The 12778-nt window shown below is 53.1% G+C and carries 13 protein-coding genes; 7 read left to right on the forward strand and 6 right to left on the reverse strand.

Going from position 1 to position 12778, the window contains the following annotated elements; genetic code table 11:
* Window positions 1-32: 32 nt before the first annotated feature.
* Together ACWR1S_RS05150 and ACWR1S_RS05155 are read left to right on the forward strand one after the other, a co-directional pair.
* Window positions 33-284 carry a hypothetical protein gene (locus ACWR1S_RS05150; protein WP_127926808.1) on the forward strand — a complete coding sequence of 84 codons (252 nt, stop codon included), beginning with the start codon at window positions 33-35 and terminating at the stop codon, window positions 282-284.
* Window positions 285-332: 48 nt separating this feature from the next.
* Complete coding sequence (locus ACWR1S_RS05155) at window positions 333-569, forward strand: DUF2789 family protein (protein ID WP_127926807.1); 237 nt, start codon at window positions 333-335, stop codon at window positions 567-569.
* Between the two features lie 6 nt (window positions 570-575).
* On the opposite strand, the gene ACWR1S_RS05160 is transcribed toward ACWR1S_RS05155, so the two are convergent.
* The 3 genes from ACWR1S_RS05160 to ACWR1S_RS05170 all read right to left on the reverse strand — a co-directional run bounded on the left by ACWR1S_RS05160 (window position 576) and on the right by ACWR1S_RS05170 (window position 3130).
* Window positions 576-779 (reverse strand): hypothetical protein, encoded by a 204-nt coding sequence (locus ACWR1S_RS05160; RefSeq protein ID WP_454562665.1) that lies wholly within the window; start codon window positions 777-779, stop codon window positions 576-578.
* Between the two features lie 113 nt (window positions 780-892).
* Window positions 893-2497 carry a methyl-accepting chemotaxis protein gene (locus tag ACWR1S_RS05165; protein ID WP_454562666.1) on the reverse strand — a complete coding sequence of 535 codons (1605 nt, stop codon included), beginning with the start codon at window positions 2495-2497 and terminating at the stop codon, window positions 893-895.
* Between the two features lie 228 nt (window positions 2498-2725).
* Window positions 2726-3130, reverse strand: coding sequence for a TraR/DksA family transcriptional regulator (locus tag ACWR1S_RS05170; RefSeq protein ID WP_003225981.1), 405 nt, complete (start codon window positions 3128-3130; stop codon window positions 2726-2728).
* A 402-nt stretch (window positions 3131-3532) separates the two neighbouring features.
* Between ACWR1S_RS05170 and ACWR1S_RS05175 the strand changes: the two genes are divergently transcribed.
* The 5 genes from ACWR1S_RS05175 to ACWR1S_RS05195 all read left to right on the forward strand — a co-directional run bounded on the left by ACWR1S_RS05175 (window position 3533) and on the right by ACWR1S_RS05195 (window position 9428).
* A complete protein-coding gene (locus tag ACWR1S_RS05175) occupies window positions 3533-4441 on the forward strand; it encodes a MurR/RpiR family transcriptional regulator (RefSeq protein WP_454562667.1) in 909 nt (302 codons plus the stop codon).
* 61 nt (window positions 4442-4502) lie between these two features.
* The gene (locus tag ACWR1S_RS05180) at window positions 4503-5108 is read left to right on the forward strand and encodes a glutathione S-transferase (protein WP_454562668.1); all 606 of its coding nucleotides are present in this window, start codon (window positions 4503-4505) and stop codon (window positions 5106-5108) included.
* Between the two features lie 2 nt (window positions 5109-5110).
* A complete protein-coding gene (locus ACWR1S_RS05185; protein ID WP_454562669.1) occupies window positions 5111-6217 on the forward strand; it encodes a DNA alkylation repair protein in 1107 nt (368 codons plus the stop codon).
* 538 nt (window positions 6218-6755) lie between these two features.
* Entirely contained in the window at window positions 6756-8246 is a 1491-nt protein-coding gene (locus tag ACWR1S_RS05190) for a DUF2971 domain-containing protein (RefSeq protein WP_454562670.1), read from the forward strand.
* A gap of 60 nt (window positions 8247-8306) precedes the next feature.
* On the forward strand, window positions 8307-9428 hold the full coding sequence (locus ACWR1S_RS05195; protein ID WP_454562671.1) for a PIN domain-containing protein: 1122 nt from the start codon (window positions 8307-8309) through the stop codon (window positions 9426-9428).
* 169 nt (window positions 9429-9597) lie between these two features.
* Here ACWR1S_RS05195 and ACWR1S_RS05200 read toward each other — a convergent pair whose 3' ends face one another.
* The 3 genes from ACWR1S_RS05200 to ACWR1S_RS05210 all read right to left on the reverse strand — a co-directional run bounded on the left by ACWR1S_RS05200 (window position 9598) and on the right by ACWR1S_RS05210 (window position 12763).
* The gene (locus ACWR1S_RS05200) at window positions 9598-10299 is read right to left on the reverse strand and encodes an HNH endonuclease (protein WP_454562672.1); all 702 of its coding nucleotides are present in this window, start codon (window positions 10297-10299) and stop codon (window positions 9598-9600) included.
* Window positions 10292-11401, reverse strand: coding sequence for an AAA family ATPase (locus tag ACWR1S_RS05205; RefSeq protein ID WP_454562673.1), 1110 nt, complete (start codon window positions 11399-11401; stop codon window positions 10292-10294). The genes ACWR1S_RS05200 and ACWR1S_RS05205 overlap by 8 nt, the downstream gene beginning before the upstream one ends.
* An 822-nt stretch (window positions 11402-12223) precedes the next feature.
* Window positions 12224-12763, reverse strand: coding sequence for a hypothetical protein (locus ACWR1S_RS05210; protein WP_454562674.1), 540 nt, complete (start codon window positions 12761-12763; stop codon window positions 12224-12226).
* Between the last annotated feature and the right edge of the window lie 15 nt (window positions 12764-12778).

Here is a 12778-nt window from a genome sequence, read left to right on the forward strand (position 1 = left end):
AAACATCGGCCAACTGATGAAAAGGACTTCATATGTGCACTCGGACTCACTTTGCCATGACCACAGACGCCCGGATCGAATCACCGCTGATCCTGCGTGCCACTGATATGAACGACCATTGCCCACGCTTTCAAGTCGTACCGGCCGGCAACGCCTTCTTCCACATAAAGGAAACATCGACCGGCCGTGTAAGAGGTTTCCGCGAAGATCACAACGAAGCCTGCGCCCTCGCCCGCTCACTGGAGTCAAAGATCGAACTACTGGCGAGTGGTTGCCTCAGATAAAGAGAGCGAACGACCGCGCCATACCGGCGCCCACCGAAGGAGTACACGATGGAACTGCCAGCATACGATCTGAAAACCCTGTTCGATCAACTGGGGTTGCCTTCAGACGATAACGCAATCGACGATTTCATCGAGGCGCATCCACTGGACGCCAACACCAAACTGATCGACGCCGACTTCTGGTCACCGCAACAGGCGCAATTGCTCAAGGAATGGTTAAGGGCCGATGGTGAAGAAGCGGTAATGGTCGATGAACTGAATGTACGCCTGCACCGCGGCAAGTAGTCCTGATCAGTGCAGGCTGTCACTCGGTTCGGCATGCAATTGTGCAAGCCACGCAGCCTTGCACTCCTCGGCCTCGTCGCGGCTGGCAAACGCAGTGCCGCGACGCTCGCCATTGAGTAACACCACCCAGCAAACGCTGCGACCCAACGCGCGCAAACCGGCCGGCACGCCACTGCCGATCATCACGGCGACATCAACTCTGCACTGCATGCAGCCCTCCCGAAATCATTAGCAACCTAACTAAGCGGGCAGATTAATGGTTTCTTGCGGGCGGAAACAGCAAGCTCCGTGCACAGATTCATTGCATCAGAAGTAACAATCCCTCAGCGCGGTTTTTCCGGTTTATAGCCCAGACGCAATCCACCCCAGTGCCGGCCCTTGATCATGATCGGCACCGAAAGGTCATGCATCAGCTCACCGGTGTCGCGCGTGTAGGTCTGCAACAACACCGGTTGCTGATGACTGCCGCAACGAATTCCGGTGCGGTCAGCAAATTTACGCTTGGTGCGATTATTTACGGCATCGACCTGCGCATCACCGGTCAACGGCTGACTGAACAGCTGATTATGCGTCGGCACATAACCCTGTTGCGTACAGGCGATGGCGAACACCAACCCCTCGTGACGTGGCAACAAGGGCTCCTGAATCGCCGGCAGCACCTGATCGGTGTATCGGTCGAAACGGGTTTGAAATTTCGCCGGTTGCGTATTCGGGATCGGCTGATACTGACGGTCGAACAAATCCTCAAGACTAATCCGCCCCTGCTCGACATCCGCCTCGAACCGCGCTGCAATCTGGCTCGCGCCTTCGCGGGCCAGATCGTAGATGCGCTGGTGATAGTCATCCAGACCGACTTCGGCCAGACGCTCGCTGATGGTTTCTGCCTGCCCTTCCATCTGCACCGCCGCTTCGGCGAGGCGGCGGGTCTGTTGATCGCTGATCGCCAGATCGCTGCGCATCTGCTCGATAGCCTTGAACAGGCTGTCGAGTTGTTCGCGATTGGTTTCTGCACCTTGAGCAATTTCACCGACCTGAGTTTCCACCCCGGCTGCCAGTCGCGCGATATTCTCCAGATGCTGGCCGGTGTGCTCGACCTGCTCGACCCCCGTCTGCAGATCACTCGACAACTCGCGAATCTGCTCCACCACCTGCGCCGTGCGCTGTTGAATGTCCGCGACCATCTCGCCCACTTCACCGGTTGCCGAAGCTGTGCGTGCCGCCAACCCGCGAACTTCGTCCGCCACCACCGCGAAACCGCGACCATGCTCACCGGCCCGCGCCGCTTCGATCGCCGCGTTCAATGCGAGCAAATTGGTCTGGCTGGCAATCGACTGAATCACCAGGGTCACGCGCTGAATATCATCGCTGCGCAGACTCAAGGCTTCGATCAATTCACGGCTGGCATTCGCGCGCTGACTGAGTTGATGCATGCGCGCGATCGAATCCACCAGTTCCGTACGCCCCGCCGCGCTGCTGTGATGCGCCTGACTCGCCGCCTCAAGGGCTTCGCGACTGAGCTGCGAAGTCGCGTGTTCGGTCGCGATCATCACTTCAGCATTGCTGACGATTCGCGCTGCCGCATCGAGTTGCGATTCGAGTTTGCTCGCCAGTTCCTTGACCGAAAACGCCACGCCCGCCGCCGACAAAGCGTTGTGGCTGGTGGTATAGGAAAGGTCGCGAGTCAGTTCAGACATTGCGCTGCCAGGGTCGGCAGGCTGTGTATCGGGGAGAGTTCGGGAACGCAGGCGTGGCAGCCAGACAATCAGCACCGCCAGCGGCATGCCGATGTACAGCGACCAGTCGGCCAGGCTCATGCCGGCCAGCAACAGCATCAGGGCGATGCTTTGCAGGGTCGGAGCGATCCAGCGGTTTTTCGGCAAAAGCACTGGTGCAGGCAACGCCCCAACCAGAGATCCATCTCTCGTCATATCAACACCCCACGCTTGTTCTCATTGTTGTGACTGCATTAAACGCCACTACAACGCCATTATCCATGGTCCGTTAGTCGTGGGGGCTGTGGCAGGTCAATGGAACGGCTCGGGCTTATTGCAGACGTGCGAAAACAAAGATCGCAGCCGCCAGCAACGCCCGTGTAGGAGCTGCCGAAGGCTGCGATCTTTTCAAGGCGCCCCTATCGAAAGGGTCACCTCACAGAATCAGGCCTGACGCTGGTGCTTGTCGATCTGCTCGTGACGCTCTTGAGCTTCGATGCAGTACTTGGTGGTCGGGCTGATCAGCAGGCGCTTCAGGCCAATGGCCTCGCCGCTGTCATCGCACCAGCCAAAGCTGTCTTCCTTGATGCGCTCAAGGGCTTGTTCCAGTTGCGGCAGCATGCGCTGGTCGCGATCGATCGCGTTCACCAGCCAAGTGCGCTCTTCTTCAACCGAAGCTGCGTCCGCCGGGTCAGCCGGGGTGTCCAGGCTTTCAATGGCGATACGATTTTGCTCAATGCGCTCGTGGGTTTCGACTTTCATGTTCTGCAACAGCTCAGTGAAGAAAGCGTGCTGCTCGGCATTCATGTAGTCATCTGCCGGCATGGCCAGCAACTTGTCCTTTGTCATTGATATCTCTATAAAAAAACGTGCATTAAGGCGAATTAGGGAGCGTTTCGGCGAACCGCGTGCGGTCGGCGAAAAGGCATCGTTTATTGCAAATGCCACCCGGCACTCAATTTACGAGGGGCGGCAGTCTAAGGCCCGATCGAGGCCTCAGCAACTGTAAATACAGGGAATTTGTCCGACAACGTCCGGAAACTGCTCTGACACAGCGTTCATACGGGCAATCGGAGTGCGTTTATAGCAAGAAATTCAGTCGAGCGGCTGTATATAGAAGACAAACGGCTAACCACGCAGCGCCCGGACGCAATTTTTTACCACGCACTGCATCGTTTCAGCAAAGCAGACCTGCAAAAGCCCCCCTACTATCAGGCCCACCGTGTGATCAACCAGCCTGAAGGATGACCTATGCCCCGCCCCGATCTGCCGGTCTCCGACGAGGTTTCACTCGCCAGCCCTCCGATCAATGCCGAGCGCCTGCTGCAACTGATCACCGACGAATACGACGCCCTGCCGCGCCAGCTCAAACGCATCGCCAGCTACATCAGCCAGCAGAGCGACCGGATCATGGTCGACCGCATCAGCGACATCGCCCGCGAGTGCGAAGTGCACCCGTCCGCCATCGTGCGCTTCTCGCAACGCTTCGGTTTCAGCGGCTTCAGCGAAATGCAGGCGCTGTTCCGCAGCGCCTACACGCACAAAGCCTCGCCGGTGCAAAACTACCAGCAACGCATCCGCAGCATGATCGCCAACCAGTCGCAGCAAGCCAGCGCCGGCGACCTCGCCCGCGAATGCATCGACGCCACCCGCTCCGGCATCGAACGCCTGGGCCGTGAACTCGACGACGCCGCGTTCGAAAAAGCCGTCGACCTGATCGTCAACGCCGACAACATTTATGTCGTCGGCGTGCGCCGCTCCTTCGCCGTCGCCGACTACCTCGTTTACAACTTGCAACACACTCAAAAAAAAATTCATCTGGTGTCCGGGCTAGGCGGCAGTTATCGCGAGCAAATGCGCAGCGTGCGCGCCAACGATCTGGTCATTGCTATCAGCTTCGTGCCCTACGCCAAGGAAACCCAACACTGCCTGCGCTTCGCCCGCCAGCAGCAGGCCAACACCCTGATCCTCACCGACAGCCACCTCTCGCCACTGGCGAAACTCGCCAACAGCGTACTGCTGGTCAACGAAGGCAGCGCCCTCGCCTTTCGCTCGCTGAGTGCGACGTTGTGTTTGTGTCAGGCGTTGTTTGTGGCGGTGGCGTATCGGCTGGAACTGAATGTTGATGAGATTCACGAACAAGCCGGCTTCGACGACTGACAATTGCCTCAACGTCGGCTAGGTTATGCCTTCCCACCGGTTTGACTTGAAGGAACGCGTCATGAAACTGATCGGCATGCTGGACTCCCCTTACGTACGCCGCGTGGCGATCTCCGCCAAACGCCTTGGCATCGACCTCGAACACGAGTCAGTCTCGGTGTTCCGCCACTTCGAGCAATTCCAGCAGATCAACCCGGTGGTCAAAGCCCCGACACTGATCCTCGACGACGGCGTCGTCCTGATGGACTCGACCCTCATCCTCGATTACCTCGAAACCAGCTCCGGCAAAAGCCTGCTGCCGAGCGACCTGAAACAACGCGCCCACGCCCTGCGCCTGATCGGCCTCAGCCTCGCCGCCGGCGAAAAAGCCGTGCAACTGTATTACGAACGCAACCTGCGCCCGGCCGACATTCAGTACCAGCCGTGGGTCGAACGCGTCGAAGGCCAACTCGCCGCCGCGTTCACCGCCCTCGAGCAAGAACTGGAAAAAACCGGCCTGCCCACCGACGGCACCCTCACCCAGGCCGGCATCAGCCTCGCCGTCGCCTGGAGCTTCACTGACCTCGTCGTCCCCGACCAGATCGACACCCGCCGCTACCCCCACATCGCCCAATACACCGCCTACGCCGAAACCCTCGAAGCGTTCGTCAGCACCCCGATGACCTGACCATGAGCACCACCGACACCGCCGCCCCGGCGTTAAAGGAAATCTTCAACGCCGAGCGCTTGCAACACATCGCCCGCGAAATGAGCGCCGTGTACCCGGCGTTCAAGGCCAAGGCGTTTCTCAAACATGCCCAGGACGGACTCGCTGAATTATCAGTGATGCAACGCATGGCGCGTGTCAGCGAAAGCCTGCACGCCGTGTTGCCGCTGGATTACCAAGATTCCCTCGATGTATTGCGTGAACTCGCACCAAGGCTGAACAGCGGATTCGTCAGCATGTGCCTGCCGCATTACGTCGCGAGCTATGGCGGGCATGCGTTCGACACCTCCATGGACGCCCTGAAGTACTTCACCACCTTCGGCTCCTCCGAATTCGCCATCCGCCACTTTCTGCGCAGCGACCCGGAGCGCTCGCTGGAATTGATGCACGACTGGACCCGAGACGAAAACCACCACGTTCGCCGACTCGCCAGCGAAGGCAGCCGCCCTCGCCTGCCTTGGTCGTTTCGGTTGGAAGCGGTTCAGGCGGATCCGCAGTTGGCCGCAGGGATACTCGATCGGTTGAAAGCGGATGAGAGTTTGTACGTGCGCAAGTCCGTGGCGAATCATTTGAATGACGTGACGAAAGTGCATCCGGAGTGGGTGCTGGACACGATTGAAGGTTGGTCGCTGGAGAACAAGCACACGGCGTGGATTGCGAAGCATGCGTTGCGGAGTTTGATTAAGCAGGGGGATTTGCGAGCGCTGACGGTAATTGGCGCTGGGGCGAAGGCTGAGGTTGAGTTGTTGGATGTGCGGGTTGAACCGGCGGTGGTGAGGTTGGGGGAAGCGATTGCGTTGTCGTTTGTGGTGAAGTCGACGGTGGCGCATGAGCAGCGGTTGGTGATTGATTATGCGATTGACTATGTGAAGGCGAATGGCGGGGTTTCGAGGAAGGTTTTTAAGTTGAAGACGGTGGGGTTGGCGGGGTTTGGGGAGTTGGTTGTGGGGAGGCGGCAGGTGATTAAGGATTTTACGACGCGGAAGCATTTTGTGGGGCGGCATGGGGTGCGGGTTATGGTGAATGGGGAGGCGTTGGGTAGTTTTGCGTTTGACATTGTTGCTGGATGAGGCTGTGTGTGGATTCGTTGATCTGGCAGTACTCGGAGTCATAGGGAATTGCGCACGGGGCTGCTTTCGGCCAGGAGCAGTCGTTCACAAGAGTCAGCTATCGGCCAAAAGCAGTCGTCCATATTGGCCCACTGAGCCCTGCTCGGCTGTCCGCCATACGCAGGAGTTTTTGCTATTCGAGCTAACCATGGTGGTGTGGTACGAGCGGAGCTGGATGCATTTTTCTTCCTGGCTGATAGCACCACTTCACAAGAATTATTGAGAACGATCAAAGCACGCCTGGCTCCCTAAGAGTACGCAAGCGTGGATCCGTTGCTTATCGATCCCAACCCAACGCTCACCATCACCCATCAGGATGGCGCCGGCTGGAGAAGGCCTGAATACTGTCATCTGGTCATTACCCGGAAGGACAGCATTTAATCGTCCTTCCGTGATCAGCTCACAACGCTAGTCACCAGACCATCAAAATGCCATCATCCAATCCATGCAATTGACTACAAAGCAATAATCTTTTTAGCAGGAATACAAGGGTGGGTTGATGACCGCAGAAAGCCCAATGGAATTTTATCGTTTTCGCCCCATCCATCGCCTGCTCGGAGAGCAGAACACAATGGAGGTAGTGGGGGATGATGGCTCATGTGTCGAACCCGCTAAACCGGCCAAGATCGGCGAATTGGAAGGAAACTACATCTTTTTCCCGTCACCAGAAAGCTTAAACGACCCCTTCGAAGGCTATACCAAGTTCCATTGGTCGGGCGACACGATCATCTGGACGAATCTCTTCAAACATTACACTTGGAGCTTGGCCCACGAATTAGCCATGAAAATGCTAGGCGATGAATTCGTACCTATGACATCAGCTCCATCGCATATCGCACCGAAAATGCGGGCAATTTATGACGAAGCTGCAAAACTAGTCACTGCCGACATGCGAATACAAGCCCACATCAATGAATTAGCGCACTCGGAGAGAAAGGTATCCAAAGCTGAGTTACACGCCCAGTTGATGGTTGTAAACCCGTTTGTACTCCAGGAGATATGCAATACCTTCTTGAAATATAATCTCCTGAGCGAGCCGGCCTACCTCTGGGATGGCAACACAGCCACTTCAGATGCACTGCTGAATGCGCAAGTCCATGCCAACAAACATGAAAGTCCAGAGGTACAACTGGAGGCGCATTTCCTTTCGCTTAGCGTTCTTCTTCGAGCATCAGCCTTTACTGTTGCCTATGCAAGAACTCAAAGCAAACTACCTATCACATCCGCATCAAATTTCCCCAGCCACTATGTAGAATCATTGCCAGGGCTTACCCATTCGCCCTGGTATGTTGCATGTTTTATGTCCTCCTGTACTAACTCGGCGATCTGGGGCTCCTACGGGGATAACCACCGTGGAGCTTGCTTGATTTTTGACACTATTCCTAACGATGAGCTAGACCGGTGCTTGATGCTCACCGTCCCGTGGGAGAAGCAGGAAGGCTGGGGTACAAGGCCATGGCGTGCAAAACTACAGAAGGTCGATTACAACGATAAGCCATTGGAACTGAACTTCTTCGAATGCCTTTTCCACATGACCACGAGCCAGCTTGACGCTTATTGGCTTGAAGACGAGCACAAAAATAGAAGCACGGCCTCACGAGGTTATGGATCACATCAATCCCGAGATAAGTACTGGAATGATTTGGAAACTCGACTAGCTCGAAAATGGAAAGACTGGGCACAAGAGAACGAATATAGGATTGTTTACAACCCCTCGATGATGGATGCATCAGCGGCAGAGCACCGACTACTCAAATATGAGTTCTCCGCCCTCAAAGGAATTTGCTTCGGCCTCAAGACTGAGTTTGAGGATATCTTGGCAATTGTGAACAAGATCATCGAGCTCTGCGAAACCCATAATCGTGACGAGTTCGCATTCAAACAAGCCATTCACGATCCTATCAGCAACACGTTAAAGATCGTGCCGCTGTTCAGCCTGGCTCAAATCAGGCAGGCCACACATCACAATCCTCTCAATCACCCAATATGACAGCGGGGATCAGAAAATCCTGATTCAGTAGTTATCGTTCAAATCCAAAGTGAAAGCGGCATGAACATCGATCCTGCATATTTTCAAGCTCTGCGTCAAAAACTTATTTGTGGTGAAATAACGGCGGTCACTTTTGACACGCAGGCTTTTGATCGTAATGGGAGGACCTTCAAGGGAGGGCTGATAGGTCATTTGAGTCAGCTAAAAAATTCGAACATCAAGCTGGTGATCACTGAGTTGGTGCGCGATGAAGCCGAAAAGCACATGTTGGACATGCACCGAGCAAAGAGCAAAAAGGTCGATGATGCCTTTGCACTTGTGAGTCAATACTTGAGTGTCGAGCTGCGCGATGAGTTGTGCGAAGAGCTCGACGAACGACCTAATCCAGAGCAAATAATCTTCCATGAGTTTAATGATTTTTACCTAGCAACCGATGCTGAAGTAATTTCTTACGAGGAAGTGTCGGCGCGAAAACTGTACGAGCTATATTTTAACAATGAACCTCCGTTTCACAGGAGTAATGATAAGAAGTTCGAATTCCCCGATGCTGTAGCACTTCTGTGCCTAGAGGCATACACCTCACACAATGGTATTCTAGTAGTGTCAGAGGATAAGGATTGGATCGCTTTTTGCCATGCGTCTAAAAGCAAGAAACTTCATTGTGTTCCGGATTTGCCTACCGCGCTAGCTTTGATAAATTCGGTGGAGGACGATATCAAGGAAATTTCGAGTCAGCGATTCGTGAGGTTCCAAGAGTTTAACAACAGCGGAGGGCTTCCGTCTGCGGTTGGTGATAAGATTGTTAGTGGGCTGGAAGATTGTCTCTTGTTTACTGCTAGGACAAGTTATTTCTACAATGGCCGATGCGCAGATATCGATGTCGTTTCGATAAAGCATGATGAAGGACAGAAATTTTCGATTATCCGGGACGACTCAAACCAAACGATTTGGGTGCTTGAGTTGGATATTGAGTGTCGCATCAAGGTAGATGTAACATTTTCTGATGCTAACGAGAGCTTTGTTGGCAGCAGCCAATACGAACAACTCCTACTTGTACCAAGCATGGCTATTATAAAAATATCCAACGACAACATCAGTGTTGAAACCGCCTTCGATAAAAAAACCACTCTGGATCTGGGAGCAATAGCACCCAATGAGCAGTTCGTGGGAGAGCCGTGTTAGCGGTTCCCGGGGTAAATATCTGCCGGCTACCACCGGCAGCTCCGGGTCGATAGCGGTCAATCTCGACTGACCGCTATCGACCCATAACGGTCCTTCGCGGTGGACTGCAATCGGCCGAAGCGAGCGCTAAAAAATGTTCACTAAGGGCGATTCACAGCCCTATGTTGATCTAAATTTTCGAGTAAAGCATTTTTGTTATCTGCTCAAGCGCGAGGCTGGCTGCACCGGGGTTGTTGCTGATATAGTTTTCCAATGATGTAATTGCCTTCGATATTTCTGGGCAAGTCTTTTCTTTTAAGAAGAAATTGGACACCTTGCCAAGAAGGTTTTTACAAACAATCTTGCCTTCCTTGGTTTTCCCAAAAAATACTCTAACGTCGACCTTGTTAGTTCCTATCCTAATCATTTCTATATGTTCATGGTAGCTATGATAGCGTGGATGGAAACAATCGAATTTGTTCCTCCTGTATGACTGCTTCACGCTCGCTAGCTTGAACCAGTCGTCTGCGCTTTTCAACGCGTTACAGGTCGCACAGGATAAGGCTAAATTATCGAAGGAAAATGCAAAATAGGGGTAGTGCTTGATGGGTAATATGTGCTCAATATTAGAGTTTACGTGATGATAAATTTTGTCTTGGCAATAACAGCACAACTGATTTTGTCGGGTCGCGAGGTACTCGCGGAGCTTTCTGTGAAGATAGGCTCCTTTACCAGTATTATAGAAATTCGCCCAGATATTCTTATCCGGCGGAAAATTCCTCCTTACCGCTCTATAGAACAGCACGATTTGCTGGTAGGCAGCGGCGCGGTCGGGTGCATGAGCAGCTTTCGGGTAAACCTGCTTCAAGAAACAGGTGATATCACTATCCATGGGAAATGACCCTTTGCAGGATGGTATCAATAGCGATTTTGAAATCTTCAACAGACTTACGCAGTTCCGCTCTTTCACCGGCCATGGCAGCAGCTGATAAGGTGTGCTCCTCCAGGAGAGTTAATGCGTCTTTTACTTCCTGCATGCTGTGAATCTCGGTGTTGGCATGCTCCAATGCCATGTTGAGAACCGTCGCATATTTTTCGTAGATCGCTTTGTTATTCGGGGTGACAGTATGAAATTCCTCGAAGATAAGGTTTTCTACATTGCTGGAAATTTCGACGATTCTTTGCATCTTAGACTCACCGGTCATGTTATAGCAGGCAGAGCCCAGCTTCAGGGCGCTCGCAATGATTACCGGCGAGTGCGTGGCAACGGTGAATTTGCAATCGAGCACGTTGGCGACGATCTGTTGCATAGTCTTAGGCCATGCCAATTGCCACTCAAGATGTAGACTTATCTCTGGTTCATCAATATAGAAGTGAGTATTCGGCGCACAATGAGACAAGATTTTCAACCCCGTCGACACCATGTTCTGCTCTCCAGAGCTGAACAAGGAAAACGGTAGGATTTCGTCGTCCTTTCTTAGCATGAGTTCGAATGGCTTGAGCGGGTGATCCAGAATAGCGCGGTTTCTTTTGACGAAGCCAAGGTCCAGTGGTGCTTTTGCGAAGGTTCTGGCCAATTGCGAATTATTATCGCTTTTTCGCTTCTTTACCTCGCGTGGGCCTATCCATACCTCGCTTTTAAAACCTATGTCTTGAAGTAGGCCCTTCAATACAGAATCTCTTTGTTTTTCTAGGCAGATGACGTAGTTCAGTACTGCATTCGCAGCCAGCGTATTCATGTGGACGCCGTTGCCTACGGTGCGATTGCCAAGGTAGGTATAGCTGCCGCCTCCTTTTCTATCTTTCTTCTTGCTGCCCCATTTGAATCTGTCGCTTAAACCAGAGGAAATGACCACGACATTAGTATGTTCACTTGTGTTTTGTGCGTTTTCCTCCAGCGCGATGCTCTTGCCGATGCCGTTGTTGCCGATAATGTATGTGAATTGTTCTGACGAGGGCAGGGCCCTTTCGGTGCTGGTGGTCTTGACGTTCAACTTGTGGCTCTGCGGTTGATTAAGTTGCGGTTTGGGGAGGTATCACAGCCATACACTTGGGGGGAAAAGCATTTGCGGACCAGATCGACGACGGCGGTCAGGATCAGGGACAGACGGCGCGATTGACGGATCATCGGGCCAGTATCAGCAGCAGATGTCACAAGTGATTGTCGTGCGGAAATACCCATTGGTCCCAGGGCCGGGTAAAGGCGTCGAATTTGCTGCACAGTGCAGCCATCCAGTCGCCGGGGCCTTGGCGTGAGAGGATGTAGCCATTTCTTTGAAACTGGTCGCGAGGTGTCATGGGGTGGAGTCCTTGCCGTTGTTGCAGCAGCTGAGCCTAGCTTTGGTCAAAGCAGGATGTCAATTTGACATCGCTTTGCGGACGTACCGTCGTTGAACCCCTTGTCGCAGATCGACCAAGAGCGCTTGGATACCTTGATGTCCTGTCATGCCCTTGGCGCTGTAGCACACGACCATCTGCCGCCGTAGTTGTGACCAACACTGCTGACGAGTCGACACGGTTTCTCGCCCGACGCTGGGAGGTGGGGTCAAACGTTAACAAGTTCCAATCATGAAAAAACTGTTCACTGTCATTAGCTCCGCGTGATGCTGGCAAACGGTTACAAACGATAGCTTGGTAAAGTCACGAACGGCTGGCTGCGATCGACCCATATCGGCCAAAAGCGGACGCTCGGGAGTTACCGATTACGGCCAATATCAGTCGACGGAGCCGATTGCGGCTGCTCAATGTTTCTCATCCGCATTGCGCCCCGACACGTGGCCGTTCCACTCCATATCTGTAAACTCACTGGTTTTGAGTTAGCAACGACGTTTAGGACGACTGTATCCGGCTTGTTCTAGAAGTTTACTAGCCTCGTGAATGTCGAGTGAGTACCTATCTGGATCCATTAGATTGGTGTAGAACTCTGCGCAACCGCCGACTACATGACCGCTCCAGATTGAGACCTCTCTACTTTCTCTGCGAAATAATTGAAGAAAGAAACGTTTAAAGTCAGATGTAAGAGAAAACTTAGCTCTGTAAGGATTACCCTTGCGCAGATAGTCATCCCAATTTAGCCTAATCGGAAGGCGAAAACCTTCCATTCTAGTGGACAGGTCTAAAATGATATTAAATGTCAAAAACTCTACTCTAACTCCTAAAAGATCCTGCACCAAAATCCTATTCAATACGTTATTTCTTCCTTCGTCGGTATTGTATAAGCTGGTCCATATACCTTTTTGTGACGACTGCACCACAACAATGTGGGCTCGTTGAATCGAGCCAGAACTATCAACGACTACTGCATATTCTGCTGCGCACGGTTGACGATCATTGCCAGCATAAAAAATTTGCTTCACAAGATAATCTCACTT

Source organism: Pseudomonas sp. AIG (assembly GCF_977020205.1).